The 22,741-nt window shown below is 70.1% G+C and carries 18 protein-coding genes; 12 read left to right on the forward strand and 6 right to left on the reverse strand.

The features are described from left to right. The first annotated feature begins 157 nt into the window (after positions 1-157). The 3 genes from HUA74_RS30850 to HUA74_RS30860 all read left to right on the forward strand — a co-directional run bounded on the left by HUA74_RS30850 (position 158) and on the right by HUA74_RS30860 (position 3,536). Positions 158-1,921 (forward strand): ABC transporter ATP-binding protein, encoded by a 1,764-nt coding sequence (locus tag HUA74_RS30850; protein ID WP_174457412.1) that lies wholly within the window; start codon positions 158-160, stop codon positions 1,919-1,921. A gap of 158 nt (positions 1,922-2,079) precedes the next feature. Beyond that, positions 2,080-2,439: a hypothetical protein gene (locus HUA74_RS30855; RefSeq protein ID WP_246137075.1), complete on the forward strand. Its 360-nt coding sequence runs from the start codon at positions 2,080-2,082 to the stop codon at positions 2,437-2,439. A gap of 38 nt (positions 2,440-2,477) precedes the next feature. Further along, positions 2,478-3,536: a hypothetical protein gene (locus tag HUA74_RS30860; RefSeq protein WP_174457413.1), complete on the forward strand. Its 1,059-nt coding sequence runs from the start codon at positions 2,478-2,480 to the stop codon at positions 3,534-3,536. Here the strand turns inward: HUA74_RS30860 and HUA74_RS30865 are convergent. Further along, entirely contained in the window at positions 3,422-4,075 is a 654-nt protein-coding gene (locus HUA74_RS30865; protein ID WP_174457414.1) for a hypothetical protein, read from the reverse strand. The genes HUA74_RS30860 and HUA74_RS30865 overlap by 115 nt on opposite strands. 174 nt (positions 4,076-4,249) lie before the next feature. On the opposite strand from HUA74_RS30865, the gene HUA74_RS30870 reads away from it, so the two are divergent. From HUA74_RS30870 to HUA74_RS30885, 4 genes are all read left to right on the forward strand, one after another. Then, the gene (locus HUA74_RS30870) at positions 4,250-4,474 is read left to right on the forward strand and encodes a hypothetical protein (protein WP_141641795.1); all 225 of its coding nucleotides are present in this window, start codon (positions 4,250-4,252) and stop codon (positions 4,472-4,474) included. 46 nt (positions 4,475-4,520) lie between these two features. Next, positions 4,521-5,282, forward strand: a complete 762-nt coding sequence (locus tag HUA74_RS30875; RefSeq protein ID WP_174457415.1) for a hypothetical protein — start codon at positions 4,521-4,523, stop codon at positions 5,280-5,282. 3 nt (positions 5,283-5,285) lie between these two features. Continuing rightward, on the forward strand, positions 5,286-5,849 hold the full coding sequence (locus HUA74_RS30880) for a hypothetical protein (RefSeq protein ID WP_141641797.1): 564 nt from the start codon (positions 5,286-5,288) through the stop codon (positions 5,847-5,849). A 124-nt stretch (positions 5,850-5,973) separates the two neighbouring features. Then, the gene (locus HUA74_RS30885; RefSeq protein WP_174457416.1) at positions 5,974-6,348 is read left to right on the forward strand and encodes a VOC family protein; all 375 of its coding nucleotides are present in this window, start codon (positions 5,974-5,976) and stop codon (positions 6,346-6,348) included. A gap of 18 nt (positions 6,349-6,366) precedes the next feature. Here the strand turns inward: HUA74_RS30885 and HUA74_RS30890 are convergent, their stop codons facing one another. The 5 genes from HUA74_RS30890 to HUA74_RS30910 all read right to left on the reverse strand — a co-directional run bounded on the left by HUA74_RS30890 (position 6,367) and on the right by HUA74_RS30910 (position 13,885). After that, a complete protein-coding gene (locus HUA74_RS30890; RefSeq protein ID WP_371817329.1) occupies positions 6,367-7,416 on the reverse strand; it encodes a hypothetical protein in 1,050 nt (349 codons plus the stop codon). Further along, positions 7,413-8,363 (reverse strand): hypothetical protein, encoded by a 951-nt coding sequence (locus HUA74_RS30895; protein WP_174457417.1) that lies wholly within the window; start codon positions 8,361-8,363, stop codon positions 7,413-7,415. The genes HUA74_RS30890 and HUA74_RS30895 overlap by 4 nt, the downstream gene beginning before the upstream one ends. A gap of 1 nt (position 8,364) precedes the next feature. Beyond that, positions 8,365-9,900, reverse strand: a complete 1,536-nt coding sequence (locus HUA74_RS30900; protein WP_174457418.1) for a pilus assembly protein — start codon at positions 9,898-9,900, stop codon at positions 8,365-8,367. Beyond that, complete coding sequence (locus HUA74_RS30905; RefSeq protein ID WP_141641801.1) at positions 9,879-10,673, reverse strand: TadE family protein; 795 nt, start codon at positions 10,671-10,673, stop codon at positions 9,879-9,881. Before HUA74_RS30905 ends, HUA74_RS30900 begins: the two co-directional genes overlap by 22 nt. A gap of 158 nt (positions 10,674-10,831) precedes the next feature. After that, positions 10,832-13,885, reverse strand: a complete 3,054-nt coding sequence (locus HUA74_RS30910; RefSeq protein WP_174457419.1) for a helicase-related protein — start codon at positions 13,883-13,885, stop codon at positions 10,832-10,834. 303 nt (positions 13,886-14,188) lie between these two features. Between HUA74_RS30910 and HUA74_RS30915 the strand changes: the two genes are divergently transcribed. From HUA74_RS30915 to HUA74_RS30935, 5 genes are all read left to right on the forward strand, one after another. Continuing rightward, positions 14,189-16,042, forward strand: coding sequence for an ATP-binding protein (locus HUA74_RS30915; protein ID WP_174457420.1), 1,854 nt, complete (start codon positions 14,189-14,191; stop codon positions 16,040-16,042). Positions 16,043-16,305: 263 nt separating this feature from the next. Beyond that, a complete protein-coding gene (locus HUA74_RS30920; protein ID WP_174457421.1) occupies positions 16,306-18,162 on the forward strand; it encodes a cytochrome C in 1,857 nt (618 codons plus the stop codon). A gap of 28 nt (positions 18,163-18,190) precedes the next feature. After that, positions 18,191-19,354: an FIST signal transduction protein gene (locus tag HUA74_RS30925; RefSeq protein ID WP_174457422.1), complete on the forward strand. Its 1,164-nt coding sequence runs from the start codon at positions 18,191-18,193 to the stop codon at positions 19,352-19,354. Between the two features lie 3 nt (positions 19,355-19,357). Further along, the gene (locus HUA74_RS30930) at positions 19,358-22,303 is read left to right on the forward strand and encodes a response regulator (protein ID WP_174457423.1); all 2,946 of its coding nucleotides are present in this window, start codon (positions 19,358-19,360) and stop codon (positions 22,301-22,303) included. After that, positions 22,296-22,691: a response regulator gene (locus HUA74_RS30935; protein ID WP_141641807.1), complete on the forward strand. Its 396-nt coding sequence runs from the start codon at positions 22,296-22,298 to the stop codon at positions 22,689-22,691. The genes HUA74_RS30930 and HUA74_RS30935 overlap by 8 nt, the downstream gene beginning before the upstream one ends. Positions 22,692-22,741 lie beyond the last annotated feature (50 nt).

Consider the following 22,741-nt stretch of genomic DNA (forward strand, 5'->3'; position numbering starts at 1 on the left):
GCTCCCCTGAACCTGTCCGCAGGGACGGAGGGGGGCAACGGAACGGGCCTGCCTGCTGATGACGGCTGGTGGGAAAGCAGGCGGCAAGGCACGACGTTTCACGTCCCTCTAGACTTGGACCTCTTGGCGACTCGGTGACAGAGTCCGCCGCCAAACAGTGGCTCCTCGTCCCTCCCCACACGTCTACCGCCGACTCCTCGGCTACCTGCGCCCCTACCGCCGGCTGCTGGCGGCGGGTGTCTGCGCGTCACTCGTCGCCGCCGCGGCGACCTCCGCGTATGCCTGGGTCGTCGGGCCGCTGTTGCGCGCGGTGCTCACGGACCAGCCCGTCACCGTGGCCGGGGTGTCGCTGCCTGGCGACGTGTTGTTGCGGCGATTGCCGCTGGTGGTGGTGGCGCTCGCGCTGGTGAAGGCCCTGGCCCAGTTCCTCCAGGGTGGCCTTATGCAGCGGCTGGGCCAGCGTGTCATGGCGGACCTGCGCGGTTTTCTCTACGGGCGACTGCTCGGCCAGCCGCCCGCGTTCTTCGAGCGGCGACACTCCGGCGAGCTGTTGTCTCGCTTCACGTCGGACGTGCCGTTGGTGGAGTTCTCGATAACGCAGGCGTTGTCATCGTACGTGAAGGATGGGCTGCAAGCGGTGGCCCTCCTGACGACGTGCTTCCTCATCGACGCGAAGCTTTTCCTCTTCACGTTCATCGTGGTGCCGGTGACCGTGCTGCCCATCAATCGCTTCGCCCGCTCGCTGAAGAAGGTCGCCGCCCGCTCGCTGCAGAGCCTGGGCGCACTGACGTCGCTGACGGCCGAGCAACTGCAGAACCTTCCGGTGGTGCAGGCCTATGGCGGGCAGACGCGCGCGCTCGAGTCCTTCGACGTGGAGGCGGACAAGTACCTGGGCGAGATGCGCCGCTCGCTGTTCCTGCGCGGCGCGGTGAGCCCCACGGTGGAGCTGCTCGGAATCGCCGGCGTGGCCATGGCGGTGGCGTGGGGCGCGCGCGCGGTGTCCGCGGACCCCGAGCTCGCGGGACGGCTCCTGTCCTTTCTCGCAGCCGCGTTGCTGTTGTATCAGCCGGTCAAATCCCTGAGCGGCACGCTGTCCCAGGTGCTCACGGGGCTGGCGGCGGCGGAGCGGCTGTTCGCCATCGCAGATGAGCCCTCGCCTCCGGACACGGGGGATGCGGCCCGTCCGCTGTCACAGGCGCTGGTGCTGGAGGGCGTGAAGGCCACGTATCAGGACGGGCGCGAGGCGCTGCGGGGCGTGGACCTGGTGGTGCCCGCGGGCAAGCGCGTGGCGCTGGTGGGGCCGTCGGGCGCCGGGAAGACGACGCTGTTCTCCGTGCTGCTGGGGTTTTTGCCGTCGTCGGGCGGACGGGTGCTGTGGGACGGCGCGCCGCTGGAGTCGCTGAAGCCGTCGAGCGTGCGCGGACAGGTGGCGTGGGTGCCGCAGGAGCCGGTGCTGTTCTCCGGCACGGTGCGCCACAACCTGCGGCTGGGCCGGCCCGAAGCGACGGACGCGGAGTTGTGGGAGGCGCTCGCGCTGGCGCACGCGGAGGACTTCGTGCGCGCGCTGCCTGGAGGGCTCGACGAGTCCGTGGGCGAGCGAGGCAGCCGGCTGTCGGGCGGGCAACGGCAGCGGCTGGCGCTGGCGCGCGCGTTCCTGTGCAAGCCGTCGGTGCTGCTGCTGGACGAGCCCACCAGCGCGCTGGACGCGGCGAGCGAGGCGGCGGTAGGCGCGGGGCTGGAGACGCTGATGCGCGGCCGCACGGTGCTGGTGATTGCACATCGGCTGTCCACCGTGCGCGACGCGGATGTGATTGCCGTGGTGGAGGAAGGCCGCGTGGTGGAGTCAGGCACGCACGCGGAGCTGCTCGCGCTGCGGGGCCGCTACCTGCGGCTGCTGGGTGAAGGCGCCGTCGCGGCGTAGCGACGGCGGCGGCACGACGGGTTCTCGTCCACTCAGACGTTGATGGCGACCGCGCGGGCCTGGCGGAAGCGGACCCGGGGACATTCCCCCACCGCGCCGCTTGCCTGCACACGCGGGCTCTGCCAGCGTTCCCCTGTCTGATGCGTCATCGGGAGCCCTTGTCCCTCAACGCGTTGCTGCTCGTGCCCGCGCTGGCCCTCGCGGCCCTGGCGTGTGTGGCCGTGTCCGCGCGCCACCTCGCGCTCGCCGCCGCGGCCACCGGCACCCTGGTCCTGGTCCCCATCGTCTTCCGATTGTGGACACGCACCTGGTACCGGGGGCTCGTCGTGCGCGGCGCCGGCATCTTCCTCATCGGCATGCACGTCCCGCTGCTGCTCGCCGGCGCCCTCGCCTACAGCCGCATCGGCTGCACCGAAGGCGACTGTCCCGGCCTCTACCTGCTGGGTGTGCTCGTGTCTCCTGTCGCCGGAGCCCTCTCCAGCGTCGTCTACTGGCTGGTCGGTCGTCCCCCAGTCTGAATTCCAAGAATTACCCGGAGAGACTAGTCTCTCCTGGAATGCTTGTTACTCTGCGGCTCCGCTTCATGCCCGGGCTCTCGGTGGCCTCGTCCGTGCCCGTTACCGTGTTCCTGTGGTGCTTCACGCTCGCACCCCTGCTGCACGGTCCCGAGGCCCTTGCGGGCACGGTGGATGCCGCCGGTCCCTTCGCCGCCGTGGTGGCGTTGGCCCTACTCATTGAGTTGCCCCTGCTGTCGCTCGCGCTGGCCGGCACGGGGCTGGGGCGGCGTGTGCCGCTCGCCGTCATGTTGGGCATGGCCACCCTCCCGTGGATGGTGGGGCTGCTGGGCACGGAGGTCCTGGTGGGCCGCGCCATGTCCGGCCTGACGCGCCTGTCCACCCAGGCCACGGTGCTGGACGTCGCGACGAGCACCGGCCACGCCATGGCGCCCCGGCTGCTGGGTGCGTGGACGAGCGCCGCGCTGCTCCTGGGGCTCGCGCTGGGGCTCGCGCTGGCGCGCTTTGGTCCGTCGTGCGCGGAGGCAGCCGGAGGGCGCAGGCGCGGCCGGGGACTGCTGCTCGCCAGCGGGGTGACGGCGGCGCTGGGCTCGGTGGCGGTGGTGGGCGCGCTGGAGGCGCGTCACTTCCTCGAGATGCTCACCGGGCTGGGACAGGTGCCCGAGTCGGCGCGTGAGGAGTGGGTGGCCACGGGCATGGAGGCGGCCACGCGACTGCGTGAGGTGCGCTGGTTGTGCACGTCGGTATTGGCGGTGCTGGGCATCATGCTGGTGGCGCGAGGCAGTGGCCGCGAGGCCTCACGTCCCACGCCTCGCTGGGCCCCCCGGCTGGTGCCCGCGGCCGCCGTGACGGCCCTGCTGGTGATGGATGTGCACCCGGTGCAATCCGTGGCCGAGAACGCGCACATCACCCTGCCCCGGAACCGGGGCGCGGTGCCCACCACGCTGGACATGCTGCGGCTGCTGGGGCTCGACGTCGCTCCGGCTCAGAGCAGCCAGATGAGCAACAGGACTCCGGCCACCACGCCCACGCCGAACACGACGAGCATGATGACCCCCTCGGAGCCACGAGCTTCCGGCGGCGTCACCGCCTCAGGGTGAGGCGCGCCATGCACGTATCGCAGCGGAGCCGCCGGCGCGAGGGCGGGCGCGGGTGACGGCGCCTCCAGCGAGGGCAGCGTGGGCTCCGACGGACGCTGCGCCTCGCGCAGGATGATGCCCGCACCCGCCATCTCCAGCCCCTCGCGGGCCAGCGCCAGCACGCGCTGCATGTGCAGGATGTAGCGGTCCTGCCCGGTGTACGTGCCCATCGCCTGGGCGGCTCGCACCAACCGGTGGGGAACCAGTTGAGGGTCCGCCTTCACCACGGCCGCCGCGGGACGGGCGCGCTCACCTTCGGGCTCCACGCGGCCGGTGCGCACGCCCTTGCCGCTGGCCCACATGTAGTGGTCCTCCAGCAGCGTCAGCTCCTGCCGCCGCACCCGGCCATCCGAGTCCACCTGGGACATCAGCTCCGCGCCGTCGGTGCCCATGTGCCAGACGGTGCGCAGGCCATTCTCTCCCGGCGGGCCCTCCACCGCGTGAACGCGGGAGAGTGCTTGCACCGCGGTCTTCAACGTCTCGGGCGAGGACTCGGCCATCAGGAGCCGGAGACTAGGGGCGTCGGGTCGGAAACGGAAGGCGGCCGTGCCCACGCCCGCTCGCTCCCACCCGCTCCCGTGTCCGCGTCCGCCTGCCCAGGTTGAACGACGAAGCACCGGGCGCGTGCGCCAGCGGACATCTGGCGTCAGAGCGCCTCCGCGCGGAGCCCCACCATGGCCATCATCATCCCCGACGAACCCCTGGACACCCCCTTCACCGTTCCCGGCAACCGCGCCGAGGTGACGGGTGAGCCGGACGAACACTTCCTCACCGCGCAGGTGAGCTGGGACGGCGAACGCCAGCACGGCGGCGGCTACGTCCCGGAGGACTTCGAGTGGACCTCCAATCCCAAGGAGCGCCAGGACGCGCTGATGGGCGAGTGGCCCGAGGAGCACTGATGCCGCGTGCGCTCGGCTGTCCGCCGGGGTAAGCGTCCCCGCCGCCATGAGCCGCTCCAAGGACAGAGGTGCCGATTTCACGCGCGAGTTCGAGGGCGCGCAGACACTCGACGGACTGCTGGAGGTGTCCGGCAGCCCCTGCGACACCGCGGAGGTGCTCGCCCGCATGCAGGCGGCCCACGCCGAGGGGCGCCCGCACAGCGACGTCATCCCCGGGCTGTTCGAGGAGGAGCCGCGCTTCCCCTCGCCCGACATCGCCCGGCTGCTGTACCAGAACCTGCTGGGCCTCTGGGACCTGGTGGAAGAGGGGCGCGCGGTGCGCCTGGAGGACGGCCCCCGGCCGCCCCGGCCGAAGAAGGTCAAGGCTCCCCTGCCGCAAGCCTTCCACCCGGACGAGCCCACGGGCGAATTCGTCGAGGCGGCCTGGCGTTACCTGGAGGACGACGAGAAGGCGCGCACGCGGCTGATGCACTCCTTCGAGAACCGGCAGGATGCCTTGCTGGGCGCGCTTGACGCCGCGGGGCTCACGGACGAAGGATACGGAGTCGCCCGCCACCTGCTCTTCGAGCTGTACGCCATGCTGGAGCTGGGGTGGTCGCCGGGAGTCGCTTCGGTGCGCTCGGCGGCGCTGGTGGCGGACACGACGGCTCCACCGGTGCCCCAGTCCCTGCGGACGTATGCGGACGAGGCGCTCTTCGAGGCGGAGCAGGACGAGGAGCAGCCCCTGACCGCACAGGAGCTGGAGGCGGTGCGCACCCTCGTCCAAAGCGGACTCGCGGCGCTCTGGGGCGCACGCAAGGGGAGATGAAGGATGGCCAAGGACAGGGACGACAACGGCGGCGGCGGCTTCTCCGGGAAGCGCGACAAGACGTGGCGAGAAATCGACGCGGGGCGCGCCAAGGGCAGCAAGTACCACTCCCGCCAGGATGACCCCGCGCAGCAGAAGATTGAGCGCAGCGCGAGCTACCAGAAGTACAAGACCGCCGCGGATGCGCTCTTCACCGGCGGCGAGCTTCCCGAGGGACTGGCGAAGACGTTCGACCCAGAGGGCAAGCGCAAGGCCCAGAAGCAGGCCATGCAAAAAGTCACGGAGTCCGAGACGCGCGCCGACTGGGTGAAGGCCGTGGTGGACTACCTGGAGAAGTACCCGGAGCTGCCCGAGGACGCGTACTTCCTCGACAGCCTGTTGGACCATCCGCGCGAGCGCATCGTCGACAAGGCGCTGGCCCGGCTGGAGGGACTGGCCGAAGAGGGCAAGCTGCCGAAGAAGGTGCCGCAGAGTCTGGACCAGCGGCTGAAGTCGGTGGAGCTGACCAGCATGGACCCCGACATGCAGGGCCGCGCCAAGACGCTGCGCGAGAAGCTGCGCGCCTGAAGCAGGAGGCCGCGAGCGGGCGTTGGACGCCGCGCCGTCGCGAGCAACAAACCTGACACAAGGCTGACAGGAACAGAGGTCATGGTGACTCCCATCGGCACTTCCGCCGAGCTGGAGACCTGTCATGGCCCACCGACTGAACTGGTTCGAGATTCCCGTCGTCGACCTGGCGCGCGCCACGCGCTTCTACGAGTCCGTCCTGTCCACCACGCTGAAGGTGGAGGACTTCCACGGCACGCGCATCGCCGTCTTCACCCGGAAGCAGGAGGGGGATGTGACGGGAGCGCTCATCCACTCGCCGCACATGCGTCCCTCGCTGGAGGGGAGCCGGGTGTTCCTGGACGCGGGCTCCGATTTGGATGGCGCCATCCGCCGCGTCGCCCAGGCGGGAGGCAAGGTGCTGGTGGAGAAGACGTCCATCGGGGCCCTGGGGTCGTTCGCGGTGTTCCAGGACACCGAGGGGAACGCGGTGGCGCTTCACGCGCACGCGGGGCACTGAGGGCTCGGGGTGGGCCGTCTACCGCGCGGGGGAGCGGCCCCGATGGACGAGCACGACGGAGCGCAGACCGCCCTCCGCGGGCTCGTGCACGATGCGCAGCTCTTCGCCCGAGCGCGTGTACACCGTCATGTCGCCGTCCTCGCGGCGCCAACCGTCGCGGCGCAGCGCCTGGGCGTAGAAGGCATCCACTTCGCCCGCGGACATGGGCACGAGGAAGGACAGCGTCCTCGAGCCCTCGTCATTCACACGCAAGACCTGTCGGGCCCCTGGGGGCAGTGACGCGACATCGCCCTCGGTGCCTGGTTCACGGCGCAGGGTGTGGTTGGCCTCGCCCAGGTAGACGAGCGTGACGCCGACATCCTGTGGCTGGAGGATGACGGTGAAGGTGATGCCCCGGTACATGTCGATGGCGGTGAGCATGGCCGCGCCGCTCGCGAGCTGGGGTTGCTCGGCGCCTGGAGGGACATGGAGGCCGCCGGCACGGAAGGCATCCGCGAAGCGCTGGATGAGGTCTTCCGCGCGCTCCTTCACCACCACCGCGCGAAGCACCACCGGCACGCCGCCCGCTTCCACCACTTCACTCGCGTCCACCTGTTCCAGGACGCGCATCGACGGCCAGGCGAAGCGGGGCGCGCTGTCCGGCGATGCCACGCCCGTGGGTGCGCTGCTCGGGCCGGCTCCAGACTTGGGGCTCGTGGGCACGGAGCCGGGCTTCGTCGCGGAGCTCGCGCCTGCCTCAACCTTCGGACTCGCGGATGCAGTGCTCGACTTCGCCGCACTCGCGCCTGCCTCCAACGTCGGGCGCGCGGGCGAGGAGCCCGCCTTCGCGGCGTTCGCACCGGCCTCAAGCTTCGGACTCGCGGATGCAGCGCTCGACTTCGTTGCGCCCGCACCTGTCTCCACCGTCGGGCGCGCGGGCGAGGAGCCAGCCTTCGCGGCCTTCGCACCAGCTTCAACCTTCGGACTCGCGGACGCGGTGCTCGCGCCCTCCTCCGGCTTGGAGTTCACGGGCGCGGCATGCACGGCGGCCACGCTCAGCAGCACCAGCGCGGCGAACACGGACCTCACCGCACCCGCACTCCGCCCAGCCACCGGTTCTGCCGGGCCACGTTGTACGGGCGATTCAGGTTCGGCGCACTGAAGGGCGTCGTCTCCCAGACCGACTGGCCACCCGCGTGCGTCCCACCGATGTTCTCCTGGTAGCGGTCCTCCTCGCCCCGGAAGCTCATGAAGAACTGGTCCTCGTTCACCGACTCCGAGCCCACCAGCGCCGCGAGCGCCGACCCCGCCCCACCGCCTCCACCATTCGTGCGGTACACACGCTCCGCCCAGAGGTAGTAGTCCCGATTGCCGCAGACCGCCCCACTGTTCATGCTCAGCGGACAGGCCCGTCCCTCATCCACCGTCGACAGGCCCCAGTCATCCAGGAACAAGCCAAACCGCCCCCGGCACTCGCCACCCGTTGCACGCCCCGCAGCGCACACCCGGAAGGTCGCCGCCGCGCGCCGCTGCGACGCCTGGAAGAAGCTCGGCTCCATGAAGCGACCGATGCGCTCGGCGCGAAGCTGCGTGGACGCCGTGCACCGCATCCCCGGCGACAACACCCGCATGGACGCCAGCGGCCCCTGTGCATCCGCCGGCCTCAGCGTGGGCACCCCGTCGGGCAGCTCCGCCTCACAGTCCACCCGGATGGGCTGCGCGCGCGCAATCGCCAACTGGAGCGGCACTCCACCCGCGCCATCCATACGGCTGCGGCCGTCGTAGTCCACGTAGCGGCCGTTCGCCTCCGCCAGGGCCCCCGTCACCGCCGAGGGGCGCTGCCACTCGCGGTCCTCCGGGTCGTGCATCACACGGCCCGTCGCGTTCCACATCGCGAAGTTCGCGGCCTCCTGCACCTTCAACGTCAGCGCCCCCACCTCCGCGAAGTAGATGCCGAACAGGAGGATGGTGATGAACACCATCAAACCCAGCGACGTCTCGACGAGGGACTGTCCTCGTGCCGCTCGCGAGCGCATGTCAGTACCCCGCTCCCCGCCGGCTGCCGCCGCGATACCCCGCCTGCTCCAGCTCCCTCAACACCCGCCCGTGCTCGGCGAAGCCCGCCGCTTCCAGGCTCGCCGCGGGCCTGTCATCCGTGGAGCCCTCCGGACTCACCAACGTGGCGCGCCAGAACGGGTTGAGGAAGTTCGGCGGCTCACGCCATCCACCCCCCTGCCCCGCCGCGCGCGGCCGGTGGTAATAGACGATGCCCGCCGACAACGCGACCTGGTTGCGCTGCACGCTCTCACGCCCCGTGGGACGCGAGCGCCCCAGCGGAATGGCGTTGTCGAACTCCGTCGTGTTCTCCGCGGAGAACTTGAACCGGAAGAAGAGGTTCCACGGGTCCGGGCTCCGCCGCCGCGCATCGCTGCCGTAGTCACGGTGCAGCACCGAGTACAGCTTCGGCTGCCCATAGTGGTTGCCCGCGCCCCGCTGCAGCGAGTCCACGTTGTAGCCCATGGCGAACGGCCAGATGCCCGGGCAGGAAACACAGGCGCCCAGCGTGTGCCGCTCGAACAGCGGCTCGCCGGCCTCCGGCGCCTGACCGGGCGGCAGGCGCAGGCCATACACGTGCTGGTCCTCGGGCGTCTGCTGCTCGTCGGACATCACCCACGCATCCGTCACCGGCACCGGAATGGGGGGCGGGTTGCTGGCACACCGCGTGGGCAGGATGGCGGTCGCATGGTCATGCCCCGAGGAGTTGCGGCCCGACACGGTGGTGTACGTCGAAGGGTCCATCTCCGCCGCCGCGCTGTAGCGCCGGAAGGCCGCGGACCGCGCGGCCCCGCCCGTGCCAAACCCCGCGCCGCCCGTGGGCCGGTTGTGCACCCACGTCCACCCCAGGCTGCCCATGGTGGCGTTGAGGTGCGCCGACGTGCTGCCGCCCACCGCGCACACCGCGCCACTGCCACACCCGCCACCGCCGCGTCGCACCGCGTTCATCAGGTCTTCGTGGTTGGGCACCGCGTCGTCGCCGTTGAGTTCCTGGAAGCTCTTGCCCGAACCATCCGGCGTGGCCTCCAGCTCCGGATTCGCACCCCGGGCGATGCGCAGCGCGAGCCGCTGCTCGGAGATGTGCTCGCGCAGCAGGTGGCTGTAGATGTTCAGCCCCGCGCGGTAGAGGTTGCCCGCGCTGCCCTGGAGAACCTTCACCTGCGTGGCGGCGGCCTTGTCCATCAGCTCCCACACCACCGGCGTGAAGACGGGCGTGCAGACCAGGTGGGCCGCGTAGACCTGGCTGCTGCGGCTGATGAGCGCCTGCGTGCCGGCCATGGCCACCATGTGGGCCACCTGCGCGCGGTTCATCACCGAAATCGCGTTGAACGTGCGCGCCGTCGCCACCGCCTGGCTGTAGGCCGCCGCGTCCGCGGCCATCTGGATTTCGACGCGCTCCTTGGCGCGCATGCCGAAGCCCAGCGTCATCAGCACCATCAGCGCGAGCAAGAGCAGCGTCAGCGCGAACAGCACGAGGGCCTGCCCTCGCGAGGTCTTCAGAAGCCGGTAACGGGACATTCGGCACCTCGCGAGAAGTTGTCGGCCATCACTGGCGTCATCATCCGCATCGCCGCGTGGACCTGGATGGGGAAGACGAAGTGTCCCCGGTTGCTCCACGTCACCATGCGCTCGTCCAGCGCGCCACCCGGCCAGTCATTCGGCCCGAGCGGCGGCGCCTCGTCGTTCCACCAGTCCGAGCGCTTCTGCGCCGGCATCAGCGGATTGGTGGCCGTGTAGTTTCGCAGTCCGAAGTGGGCCAGGAACATCCGGCTCATCACCCAGTTCGCGAAGGGGATGCGCATGTAGTACCAGGCCACCATGCGGATCTCCAACGTGCGGTTGTCGAGCGCCGCGTCGTTGTCCGTGGGCTGGTCGAAGAGCAAGTCCTCGTTGCCCGCGAGCGCGTTCACCCACGCGGGGTCCGGCGAGTCGCGGACAATCTCCACCATGGGCCCGTTGAAGAGGTTCCCGTAGGAGCTCATCACCCGGTACTCGTTGTCCCGCCGCATCCGGAACGCGTCCGCCAGAATCTGCGGGCTGTCCGTGCGGACGATGGACGGCAGCATCGTCACCATCGCCGCGTGCATCATCGGCAGGCAGTCACCGTGATTGAGGCTGCCCGCCCGCACCGCCCGGTACACCGCCACCTGCGCGAGGATGCGCGCCTGCAGCATCATGAAGAGCTGCAGCGTCCCCAACACCAGGAACACGACCAGCGGGAGCGTCAAAGCCGCTTCCACCGCTGCCTGTCCGGATTGCTTGGATGTGGGTGACGTGGCGCGGGGAACCATACATCACTCAATTCCCTGAATCTTGTTGATTGAGGAATCGGTCAAGTGGACCGGTAACCAAAGTCAGTACCCAGTCCCACTGTCAACGACACAGTGGGACTGTCTGCATCAGTGAATTGACACCTTGCGTCACAACTTCTTTCCCGCCGAGAGGATTCTCAGCGATTGATGACGAACCCGCAGGCGGAGTCGAGAGTCACCTTGGACCCACTCAGGGCCTGGAGCAACCGCTCGTAGTGCGAGTGTTCGGCGCCGAGCTGGGCCGCGAGAGCATCGTCGGACAGGCCCTGATGGTCCAGGGACAGCCGGAGGCGCTCCAGGGCGGAGTCCCGCTCGGCTTCAATGGCCTCGCGCGCGGAGGTGGTGAGCTTCGCCAGGGCCGCCTCGGCGCCCCGCTGGCCCACTGGCACCGCCGCGTCCACGAAGGCGTCGAAGCCCGGGAAGGCGCGTGACACCTCGTCGCCCTTGAGCGACTTGCCATCTGCCTCCAGCGCGGGGATCAGCGAGTCCTCCACCTTGGGCCCCGCCGCGCCGCCGTCCACCACGGCCACGTGCAGCAGGGTGCGCTCCAGGAAGCGCGCCAGTTGACGGCTGGGCACGCGCGCGCCCGGGGAGGTGTCCTCCGGCTCCGGGAGCTGCACGTGGTAGAGCAGCTCCACCCCACGCGCCTTCAGCGGCCCGCGCTTCTCGATGAAGCGGAAGGCGCTGCGCCCATAGGGGCCGTCGCGCAGGAAGCCGAAGAGGGCCTCCACCAGGGGGTGCCCGGTGGCGAAGTACTCCAGCTCCTCCGCCTCCACCGCCGTGTCGCGCCAGAAGGTGCCCAGCCGCGTGTGGTCCTCCATGACGTCCAGCCCCGGCAGCCCGTCCACCTTCAGCGCGTGACCGAACTGGAAGGCCACCTGGAAGGCCTCCACCTGCTCGTCGATGTCCACGCCAATGCCCACCCGCCGCGCCAGCTCCGCGACGGTCTCCTCCAGCCGCTCGTCCAAGTCCCGGGCGACGCTCCACAGGCCGTCCTCCACGCCGGGCGCCTCGCCGTCCTCGTCCTCGTCGGGCTCCAGGCCCATCCGCTCCTGCGCGCGCTTCACCAGTCGCTCCACCGCGGGCCGGTCGAAGCTGCGCACATCCAAAAGCGGGTCATACGCGCGCTTCACCTGCTCGCGCGCTGATTCGACCTTCGCCTTCAGCTCGGCGGAATAGGACACGCGCGCCTCGCGCGGCAGGAGCGCCAGCTCCGCGAGCCGGTCCTCCACCTCCTCCAGCACCGCGTCCAGGCCGCCCACCGTCTCGCCGAAGACACCGACGGCGTCCGCCAGCAGCGTCAGCACGTCCGACGCCAGCGTGCCCACCGAGTCGAAGACGTGAATCTCCACCGGGTGCGTCTGGCCGATGCGGTCCAACCGGCCAATGCGCTGCTCCACCGTGGCCGGGCTCCAGGGCAAATCGTAGTGGACCAGGTGGTGCGCGAACTGGAAGTTGCGACCCTCGCCGCCGACCTCGGTGCACAGCAATACCTTCGGACCTTCCGGCCCCCGGAAGCGCGCCACCTGCCTGTCGCGCTCCAAGAGCGGCAGGTCGCCGTGGTAGCCCAGCGCCTCCACGCCCTCGCGCCCCAGCTCCGCCTGGAGCATCTCCAGCGTGTCCCGGCTCTCCGTGAAGACGAGCACCTTGGCCGCGGGCTCCGCCTTCCACACGCCGCGCAGCACCCCCAGGAACGCGCCGAACTTCGCGTCGCGCGAGGGCAGCTTCAGCACCTCTGACTGCGCCTTCAACACCGGGTTGGACCGCACCGCGCCCGCGAAGGCCGCGGGACTCGACTCCAGCCGGCGCAGCACGTTGCCCAGCGGCGCGCCCCGCAGCGTGCCCGCCGCCAACGTGGCGAGCGCCGCGTCGCGGACCTTCAGCTCCTCCGCCGGCAGCGTCACCGGGTGGCGATGCAGCCTGCGCGTGGAGAAACCACCCACCACCGCACGACGGTTACGCACCAGCCTGTCGCTCAGGCTGTACGTCTCCGCCAGATGCTGGAGCAGCGCCTCCGGTTCCTTGAGCGTCTTGAGCCGCGCGTCCTCGGGGAAGCGCTTCGCCAGCGCCTTCACCGCCGCGTCGGGCTTGCCCTTGCCGCCCTCCATCAGCGCGCGCACCGCGGTGGACAGCTCCTCCTGGCGCGCCAGGCGCTCCTCGAAGCCCGCGACGCTGGGCGCGGTGGCCGCGTCAATCAGCGTGAGCAGCCCGTGGTACTCGGCCGGGTCCAGTTGCATGGGCGTGGCGGTGAGCAGCAACAGGCCCCAGGAGTTCTTCGCCAGCACCCGCGCGGCCTCGAAGGCCCGCTCACCCTTGAGGTGGTGCGCCTCGTCGATGATGACCAGGTCCCAGAACGCGCCTTCGGCGCCGAGCTCCTGGCGGTGCTCCTCGCTGCGGGAGAGCAGCTCCAGGCTCGTCACCACCAGCGGGAAGCGCGCCCACGGGGAGACATCCGGAACCTCCTTGAGCGACTGCGCGTAGCGGTCCGAGTCCATCAGCGTGAAGAGCTGGTTGAACTTGTGGAACAGCTCCACCAACCACTGCACGGTGAGGTGGCTGGGCGCCACCACCAGACACCGACGCACGAGGCCCGACAGGCGCAGTGCGCTGAACACCATGCCCGCTTCAATCGTCTTGCCCAGGCCCACCTCGTCGGCGAGCACGAAGCGCGGTCGGCGAGCGGACAGCACGCGCTGCACCACGCCCACCTGGTGCGGCTTCACCATGATGCGGCTGGCCAGGAGCGCGCCCAGCGCGTCACAGCGGCGCTCGTCGTCCAGGACCAGGGCCTGCTTGCGCAGCGTGAAGGCGCGGGCCTCACCCACGCGGCCCTCGCGCAGCGTGGACAAGAGGTCCGAGCGCGGGGGCAGCGCGCGCACCTCCGACTCCGGCAGCTCGTCCTCCTCGCCCGTGTCCGCGTAGCGCAACACGTAGCGGCGCAGTCCTCGCGCGCCCGGCTCCTCGGCCACGACGAGGGCCAGCCGCCCCTTGTACGTCAGCACCGGCTCACCCGGTGGCAGCGGATACGACACCAGGGCGCCGCCCTTGGTGGACACCAGCACCGGGGCGTCCTCCCGAGCGGGGAAGACGACGAGCGCCTTGGCGCCTTCTTCCTGGAGCGACAGCAGGTGTCCCACACCCCATTCGGGCTGCGGGAGGTAGCGGACCTTCAGACCTTCGACGAGGGACATAGGCGGTGCGGGACGACCCGAGCAAAGAGGGGGTCCGCCTCATAACCCCCTGCCCTGGCGATGGCCATTCCTGATGGGCCCCCGCGCCCGCCACGCAACACCCCCAGTTGTCGCGTCCGACGCGCGCCGACCCCGAAACAGGGGTCCCCGCGTGGTCCAACTTCCACCCTGGGAGAGTCACGAAGCGCCCTGGGGCGACTCAGACTTTGTCCAACCGGGCAATGTTCCCGCTCCCTCACATCAGGGATGCTGGACGTCGCCTTCCTGATGCGGGTTCCCGCTAGGGATGGGGGGGAGTGCCACATGATGCGACGTTGGACGTTCGCTCAGCGAGTCGGGGCGGGTGTGTCCGCCTGCATGCTCGCCGGTCTGCTGCTCCTCGTGACACTCCTGTCCGCGGTGCACGGACTGCTCACACATACGGAGACCACGCACGTCGCGCTGCGACAGGCGCTGCTGGCCGGCTGCGTGGGCCTTGCCGGCGTGGGCGCGCTGGGCTTCGTGCTGCACCACGCGCTCGCGCCGCTGCACGCCCGGCACGAGCACAGCGAGCAGCGCTTGCGGCTGTTGATGGAGGCGGTGACCGACTACGCGCTGTGCTTCCTGGACCCCAACGGCCGCGTCACCGCGTGGAACGCCGGCGCCGAGCGCCTCACCGGCTGGGCGGAGATGGACGTCACCGGCGGCACGCTGGAGCCCCTGCACCCCGAGGACGCGGTCGCCGCGGGCGTGCATCAGGCCCACCTGGAGCGCGCCGCGCGCGAGGGGCGCCTGTTGTCCGAGGGCTGGCGCGTGCGCCGCGACGGCTCGCGCTTCTGGGCGGAGACGCTGCTCACCGCGCTCTGGGACTCGCGCGGCCACCTGCGGGGCTTCGCCGAGGTGACGCGCGACATCACCGAGCGCCGGCGCATGGAGCGCGCCCAGGCCCTCTTCGCCGAGGCGGGCCGCGTCCTCCAGCCCCTCTCTGGCGCCCGTGAAGTGGGCGAGGCCCTCACGCGCCTGTGCGTGCCCGAGGTCGCCGACGCGTGCATCCTCTTCCTGCCCTCCGCGGACGGACAGGTGCGTCCCCAGGCCGTGGCGTGCGCGGACACGCAGGCGGCCAGCCGCATGTGGGAGCCGCTCCTGCGCAGCCCGCACGGCGACGAGGTGGGCCCCCACCATGTGGTGTGCACGGGCCGCGTGGAGCTGCTGCCAGAGGTGGACGCGGAGCGACTGCCGCAGCCGCTGGAGGGCACCGCGCACGGGGAGCTCTTGCGCGTGCTGGGCGTGACGTCCTCCCTCACCGTGCCGCTGGCGGTGGGCCCGCGCGTGTTGGGCGCGCTGTGCCTCTTGTCCACCGGCGCCCGCCGCTACGGCCAGGTGGACCGGGCCTTCATGGAGGAGCTGGCCGCCCGGGCCGCCCTCGCCCTGGACAACGCGCGCCTGCTCGCGGAGACCCAGGGCGCGCTGGAGCTCATCGGCGTGGCCGCGCATGACCTGGGCAACCCCCTCAGCTCGCTCCAGCTGAGGCTGCGCCGACTGCGCCTGCTGGACGTCACCGCGCACGAGCCCCGCCTGCGGGACGGCCTTCTGGGCGTGGAGAGCGAGGCGCGCCGCATGGGCCGGCTGCTGCACAACCTGCTCGACTTGTCGCGCCTGTCCGCCGGCCACATGACGCTGGACCGCGAGGACATGGACCTGGCCGCGCTGGTGCGCGAGGTGGCCGAGCGCCACGCCGAGCAGGCCACCGCCGCCGGCTGCGCCCTCACCGTGCGCATCCATGAGGACGACACCTCCGGGCAGTGGGACCGGCTGCGCCTGGACCGCGTGGTGACGAACCTCCTGAGCAACGCCCTCAAGTTCGGCCACGGCCAGCCCATCGACCTGAGCGTCCACGGCGACGCCACCCATGTGCGCGTCACCGTGAAGGACGCGGGCCTCGGCATCGCCCCCGGCGACCAGCAGCGCCTCTTCCGCCGCTTCGAGCGCGTCCACGGCGACGGCGGCCCTCATCACCCCGGCACCGGCCTGGGCCTCTACATCGCCCACCAGCTCGTCGAAGCCCACGGCGGCTCCATCCTCCTTCGGAGCCGAATCGGGGAAGGCGCGGAATTCACCATTGAACTTCCCAGGACGCTCCAGGGCAGGTCCTGCCTTCCCCTACAAGTCAGCGCCTGACCTCCCGTAACTCCTTCAGTGAATTGCGAAAATTCCGACACTTGACGCCTTCCTGGGTTTGAGCCCAGCGGATTATTTTCCTAGAAGTTGAAGGCATCTGTTCAATCCAGATATTCTTCGTACGGCTAAAAAGGCTCGAACCGGGGAAACCCGGAAACGGGAGAGACCCGGCCCACATCGTCCCCCCGACGAAGGGCTACAGGGTCCACTGGCCGGGGCGCCAATGGCGGCGTCCGAAACCACACGTACGAGGAGATTCACCCATGGGTGGACTTGGAGCACCCTGGTCCCAGCGCGAGGCGTGTACACACCGCTCGCTCGGTTACCCCACGACCAGCCAGACGTTGCTGCTGGCGGCGGTGACGGGGTTGCTGGTGGCCTGCGGCGGACCGGACCTGGACTCGCAAGAGGCTGTCGCGGTGGACGCGCTGGAGTCGGAGGCCCAGGCGCTGTCGGGCCGGGACGACTCGCGCCGCCCGCGCCCCCCCGAGCCCGTGGGTCTGGCGCTCGAGGTGAAGAACGGCCAGGGCGAATTGGTGCGCGTGCGCGCCGGCGGCACCTTCTTCATCAGCCAGATTGATATCCGCGCCACCGTCCAGGCGCTCGCGGACCACAAGGACTTGAAGACGCTGCGCACCACCAGCGACTTCGCCGGGCTGGGCTGGTCGGGCGTGCGCGCGGTGGACGAGGAGCCGGTGCTCCTGGGCGGGCCGACGGGCTTCACCCGCCGCCGCTTCTACCGGGGCGCGGCATGGATGGACGTGCCCAGCTTCTTCACCGTGGAGCCGGTGGACTCGCGCGGCCGCCTCACCGGCCTGCCCGTGCTCCTCAACATCGGCGCCGAGCACCAGCGCCGGGACCGCACCGACGACTTCTTCATCCGCCGCCTGCGCGCCATCCACACGACGACCGACTGCCGCGCGCCCAACGACTGCACGGGCGCCAGGAGCTTCGAGGAGGAGGCGCTCGTCGAGGTCCGCAACGCCTACGAGCACGCCAAGCAGCGCACCCTCAAGCTGACCTCCGGCACCACCTCCCTGCGCCTGCGTTGGAGCCTGCGTCCCTTCGCCCCCTACTCCATCCCCGTGGAGCAGGTGCAGAACCCGGACTATGCGTACGGCTTCGGCATCGACGTGGCCGCCCTCACCCCGCCGCGCCACGACGGCACCTACGCGCCCGGGTCCGAAATCACCTTCCAGGTCACCCTGCGGGACGGGGAAGGAAAACGGCTTCACCCCTCGGGAAGTCTGCCGTCCTACAATGAGGTCGCGCCCGTCGGCGGAAACGCAGCGGGCATCCAGTACTATCGGGCCTTCTTCGATGCGACGACGACGTACTACCGCCGCAAGCACCGGGAGCGGATGCTGATGACGCAAATCATCGGCCCCGCACAGAACATCCAGCCCATCCGCTCCATCATCGACATCGACGCGTTCCTGGACCCGGAGGTCGATGAGCAGGTGGTCGCCACCGAGGCGCGCGATGGCGTCTTCTCCCAGTTCGCCATCCTGCCCTTCGCCAACATCGTCTTCCGCGGCGCGTTCTTCCCCAGCGAGGGCCTCTGGGACCGCCCCAACACGGACACGTGGCAGTACAAGATTCCCGCCGACGCCACGCCAGGCACGTACCTGGTGACGGTGAAGGGCCGCCGCGTGTACCTGGGCGAGGACGTGCCGGGCTCGCGCACCATCGAAATCCAGGTGGGCACGAAGAAGCGCACCGAGGCGACGCTGACGACGGGCCCGTGCAACAGCTGCCACAGCGAAGGCGGAGAGCTGTCCGAGGTGCTGCACGGCAACGACAACCGCGCCGCATGCAACGGGTGCCATTCGCCGCTGGGCTTCGAACTGGAAGGCCCCATCTTCGTGCGCACGCACTTCATCCACTCGCGCTCCAACCGCTTCGACGCGCCCCTGGAGAAGTGCGCCTCCTGTCACCTGACGAAGGAGAGCATCCAGCGCACCAGCAAGGCCGCGTGCCTGTCGTGCCACACGAGCTACCCGGACAGCCACGTGGCGAAGTTCGGCCCCATCGAAAGCATGTACGTCGGGGGAGGCAGAGAGTCCTTCCAGCAGTGCACCGGCGCCTGTCATACCGAGCACCCGCGCGCCGGCCTCTAGCCGCCGCCAGTCCCCCCGGAGGTCCTTCATGGCACAAGTGAAGATGCAGACGGCTCGCACCACGTTGAAGGAGCCCGAAGCCGCCGCGGAGGACCTGTTGAGCCAGCTGGGCGCCATCAAGCCCGTGCTGGTGACGATGTTCGCCTCGCGGGACAGGGACCCGTACGCCCTGAACCGCGCGGTGCGCGCGCGGCTGCCGCCGGGCACCCGGCTGGTGGGCGCCACGACGGCGGGCGAACTGGACAACACCGGCATCCACGAGGGCAGCGTGGTGTTGTCCGCGCTCTCCGGCGACCTGGAGGTCGGCCTGGGCCTGGGCACCCAGCTCTCCGTGGATGCGATTTCCGCGGGACAGGTGGCCATCAGGCGCGCCTGCGAGGATTTGGGCGTGCGGCAGCAGGACCTGGATCCGCGCCGGTATGTCGGCCTCGTCATCGACGACGGCTTCCGTTACAAAAAAGAGGAGCTGCTGCTCGGCATCCTCGAGCGCAGCCAGACGCTGGTGCTCGTGGGCGGCGGCGCCAGCGACGACAACCGGGACCCGGCCAGGCAGTCCGCGCTGGTGCACGTGGACGGCGAGGTCGCCACCGACGCGGTGCTCGTCGCCCTGTTCCGCACCAGCGCCCCCTGGGCCGCGCTGCGCTCGCACTGGTACGTGCCCACCGGCGAGAAGCTCACCATCACCAAGGTGGACGAGAGCCACACGCGCGCGCTCGAAATCGACGGCCACCCCGCCGCGAAGCGCTACGCCGAAATCCTGGGCGTGGAGGACGTGCGTGACTTGGAGTTCGGCACGCCCCGGGGCTTCGCGGTGCGCCCCACGGCGCTGCGCGTGGGCCGCGAGTACTTCATCCGCGCGGCGTGGAGGCCCCAGGAGGACGGCTCCATCCTCTTCGCCAACCTGCTGGAGGAAGGCACCGAGCTGGAGCTGATGAAGCTGGGTGACATGGCGGGAATGACGCGGAGCTTCTTCACCGAGGAGATGCCCCGCCGGGTACACAACCCCCAGGCCGCTCTGCTGTTCCACTGCGGCGGGCGCATGTGGTACGCGCATGCGACCAACTCCGTGGCCGAACTCGCGGAGACCCTGAAGGCCGCACCCACCGCCGCTGGGATGAACGTGCACTTCGAAATCTACTCGGGGTTCCACATCAACACCACGTTGACGACGCTGGTGTTCGGGGCGAACTGAGCCATGGCCACCTCCCTCACCTCCTCCGTCCCTCCGACGGACACCGCCACCCTCCTGCTCGTGGCGAGCGAGCGCGAGTGCCAGCGCGTGGAAGAGGCGCTCGGCCACGCGGGTGTCGTCGCCCGGACCGAGCGCGCCACCAGCACCGAGGCCCTGACGGCCGCGCTGGGGCGCTCCTGGTCGCTCGTCGTGTGCGGTTCGGAAGTGCCGGGCCTGGGCTTCGCGGAGGCGCAGGCGCTGTGGCGCCAGCACTCGCGCGAGCTGCCCTTCGTCGTGCTGTCGCGCGACTGGAGCGACGACACGCTGGAGGCCAGCACCCGCGCGGGCGCTCGCGACTACGTCAGCGAGGACCGCTTCAACCGGATGGCGCCCGTGCTGCGCCGCGAGCTGCCCCTGGCCGGGGACAGGCTCCGCCATGACGCCACCGCGGAGGAGCTGCACCGCACCAACTGGATTCTGGGCAACATCATCGACGCCCTGCCCTTCGTCCTCTTCGTGAAGGACGCGGCGACGCGCCGGCTGGTGGTGGCCAACAAGACCTTCGCGGACGCGTTCGGCGTCACCAAGGAGTGGCTGCTCGGCAAGCTGGACCACGACTACTTCCCGCAGGAGCAGGCGGACTCGTTCGTCGCCATCGACTCCGACATCCTCGCCACCAAGAAGATGCGCTCCTTCGAGGAGGTGGCGCGCGCGGGCGGCGTGGACCGCATCTTCGCCACGCGCAAGCTGCCGCTCCTGGATGGCGGCGGCGAGGCCCGCTACGTGCTGGGCGTCACCGAGGACATCACCGAGCGCAAGCAGAACGAGGAGATGCTGCGCGCGTCCAAGGCGGAGCTGGAGGCGGCCAACAAGCAGCTCGCCGCCAGCCTGGAGGAAATCAAGCGCACCCGCGCCGTGTCCGCCCGCTCGCTGGCGTCCTACCAGCAGCGCGCGCTGCAGATGGAGATCATCCGCCAGCAGAACGAGGACCTGGACCGGCTGGCCCAGGAGCTGGCGGTGGCCAAGCGCAACGAGGAGGAGCGCGCCCGCGAGGCCGAGGCCGCCGCCCGCCTCAAGAGCGAGTTCCTGGCCAACTTCAGCCACGAAATCCGCACGCCGCTCAACGGCATCATCGGCTACTGCGACCTCTTGATGCGCGAGGAGGGCTCGCGCCTGACGGCCCATGGCCGCCGCGACTTGAACGTCGTCAAGACGAACGCGAAGACGTTGCTCGCGCTCATCAACGACATCCTGGACCTGTCCAAGATTGAAGCGGGCAAGGTGGATGTCGTCACCGAGCCGGTGGACGTGCAGGAGCTGGCCGACGAGTGCATGGCCACGGTGAAGGAGTACCTCAAGGGCAAGGACGTGGCCCTGACGACGCACATCGACGGCGCGGCGAGCATGCTGCGCACCGATGCGCTGAAGCTGCGGCAGATCATGCTCAACCTCCTGAGCAACGCCGCCAAGTTCACCGACACGGGCGAGGTCGCACTGAGCCTGGTGCCGTCGGGCGACGAAGTCGTGATGACGGTGGAGGACACCGGCGTCGGCATCCCCGCGGACCAGCTGCCCTTCATCTTCGAGAAGTTCCGCCAGGTGGACGGCTCCACCACCCGCAAGGTCGGCGGCACGGGCCTGGGCCTGGCGATTGTGCGCGAGCTGTCGCGGGTGCTCGGTGGCACCGTCAACGTGGTGTCCACGCTGGGCCGGGGCACCACCTTCACCGTGCGCCTGCCCAACACGGCGAACCGGCCGACCAGCGCGCCTCAGGTGGCCCACGAGCGCGGCGTGCCCGTGGCGGAGGTCGCCCAGCACGTGGGCGCGCTGGCGCAGCCCGGCAGCACCGTGCTGGTGGTGGATGATGATCCGCTCATCCAGCAGCTCGTCACCGGCCAGTTGGAGCCCGCGGGCTTCAAGGTCGTGGTGGCCGAGGACGGCATCGCCGCGCTCAAGCGCGCCCGGGAGCTCAAGCCCCAGGCCATCCTGCTGGACATCCACCTGCCCAAGCTGGACGGCTGGTCCGTGCTCAGCCAGCTCAAGGGTGACCAGGCGCTGGCCAGCATCCCCGTCATCCTCATCTCCGTGGAGGAGCAGCGCGCCCGAGGCTTCTCGCTGGGCGCGTGCGAGTACCTGGTCAAGCCGGTGGAGCCCGAGCGCCTGGTCGAAGTGGTGCAGCGCTGCCTGGGCCAGCCGTCGGGGACGTCCGCTGGCGTGGGCGAGGTGCTGGTGGTGGACGACGACTCCGCCACGCGCGAGCTGGTCAGCCGCAACCTGCGCCGCGCCGGCTTCTCCACCGCCGAGGCTCGCAACGGCGAGGACGCGCTGCTCAAGGCGCGCGTCTCACCGCCGTCGCTCGTCGTGCTGGATTTGATGATGCCCAACCTGGATGGCTTCGAGGTGCTGCGCCGGCTGCGCGCGGAGAAGCTCCAGGTGCCCGTCGTCGTGCTCACCGGAAAGTCGCTCACCCACGAGGAGGAGTCGCTCTTGCGCGACGGCTTCGCGGGCTTCGTGAAGAAGGGCGGCCATGCGCTGGAGGACGTCATCGCCCAGGCCAAGGGCCTGCTGTTGTCCCAGCGTGCCGCCAGCGCCGGCAGGCTGCCTCGCATCCTGTATGTAGAAGACAGTGCCCAGAATCGCGACATCGTCCGCCGCTACCTGGGCGGACTGTTCGAGGTCATCGAGGCGGAGGACGGAGAGCATGGACTGGAGCGCGCGACGCGCGACAATCCGGACCTCATCCTGATGGACCTTTCCCTGCCACGACTGGATGGTTGGGAGGCAACACGTCGCTTGCGTGCGGTACCCTCCGTGGCCAACGTGCCGGTCATCGCGGTGACGGCTCACGCGGGGCGGGAATATCAGGACAAGGCACACGCGGCGGGCTGCACCGCGTACCTCACCAAGCCCCTTGATCGTGACCAGTTGCTCGAGATGATCCGCAAGCATCTAGGGAGAAGCCATGGCTGAAGAAAAAGCACGCGTCCTGGTGGTGGACGATGACCCGGACCTGCTCGACCTCGTCCAGCGCTCGCTGAGCTCCTATGGGTTCGAGGTGCTGACCCACACCTCGGCGCTGGGCGTGTCGAATCTGGTGAGCGCCTCCGAACCGGACTTCGTCCTCATCGACGTCAACTTCCCCGCCCTCAAGGGCGACAAGGTCGTCAACCTCGCGCGCCAGTACGCGTCCGCGAAGACGAAGTTCATCCTCTACTCGGCCTCGGACGAGTCGAAGCTGCGCTCGCTCGCGCTGGCCTCCGGCGCGGACGGCTACATCTCCAAGAGCGTCCAGGGCGAGGAGCTGGCCAACCGGCTGCGCACCTTCCGCCTCAAGCCGCGTCCGCCACCGGCCACCTGAGCCGTTGTCCTTCCGTGCTCCGGGCCACCCAACGGCCCGGGGCGCGACAC

The sequence above is a fragment of the Myxococcus sp. CA051A genome (assembly GCF_013336705.1).
Taxonomy (GTDB): domain Bacteria; phylum Myxococcota; class Myxococcia; order Myxococcales; family Myxococcaceae; genus Myxococcus; species Myxococcus llanfairpwllgwyngyllgogerychwyrndrobwllllantysiliogogogochensis.

Coding starts and splice junctions, on each gene's coding strand:
- HUA74_RS30895 (WP_174457417.1), bottom strand. CDS start 8,363: ATGCGCTCGCGAGCGGCACGAGGACAGTCCCTCGTCGAGACGTCGCTG.
- HUA74_RS30935 (WP_141641807.1), top strand. CDS start 22,296: ATGGCTGAAGAAAAAGCACGCGTCCTGGTGGTGGACGATGACCCGGAC.
- HUA74_RS30865 (WP_174457414.1), bottom strand. CDS start 4,075: ATGGCCGAGTCCTCGCCCGAGACGTTGAAGACCGCGGTGCAAGCACTC.
- HUA74_RS30920 (WP_174457421.1), top strand. CDS start 16,306: ATGGGTGGACTTGGAGCACCCTGGTCCCAGCGCGAGGCGTGTACACAC.
- HUA74_RS30875 (WP_174457415.1), top strand. CDS start 4,521: ATGAGCCGCTCCAAGGACAGAGGTGCCGATTTCACGCGCGAGTTCGAG.
- HUA74_RS30905 (WP_141641801.1), bottom strand. CDS start 10,673: ATGGTTCCCCGCGCCACGTCACCCACATCCAAGCAATCCGGACAGGCA.
- HUA74_RS30880 (WP_141641797.1), top strand. CDS start 5,286: ATGGCCAAGGACAGGGACGACAACGGCGGCGGCGGCTTCTCCGGGAAG.
- HUA74_RS30900 (WP_174457418.1), bottom strand. CDS start 9,900: ATGTCCCGTTACCGGCTTCTGAAGACCTCGCGAGGGCAGGCCCTCGTG.
- HUA74_RS30910 (WP_174457419.1), bottom strand. CDS start 13,885: ATGTCCCTCGTCGAAGGTCTGAAGGTCCGCTACCTCCCGCAGCCCGAA.
- HUA74_RS30930 (WP_174457423.1), top strand. CDS start 19,358: ATGGCCACCTCCCTCACCTCCTCCGTCCCTCCGACGGACACCGCCACC.
- HUA74_RS30915 (WP_174457420.1), top strand. CDS start 14,189: ATGATGCGACGTTGGACGTTCGCTCAGCGAGTCGGGGCGGGTGTGTCC.
- HUA74_RS30885 (WP_174457416.1), top strand. CDS start 5,974: ATGGCCCACCGACTGAACTGGTTCGAGATTCCCGTCGTCGACCTGGCG.
- HUA74_RS30860 (WP_174457413.1), top strand. CDS start 2,478: ATGCTTGTTACTCTGCGGCTCCGCTTCATGCCCGGGCTCTCGGTGGCC.
- HUA74_RS30925 (WP_174457422.1), top strand. CDS start 18,191: ATGGCACAAGTGAAGATGCAGACGGCTCGCACCACGTTGAAGGAGCCC.
- HUA74_RS30870 (WP_141641795.1), top strand. CDS start 4,250: ATGGCCATCATCATCCCCGACGAACCCCTGGACACCCCCTTCACCGTT.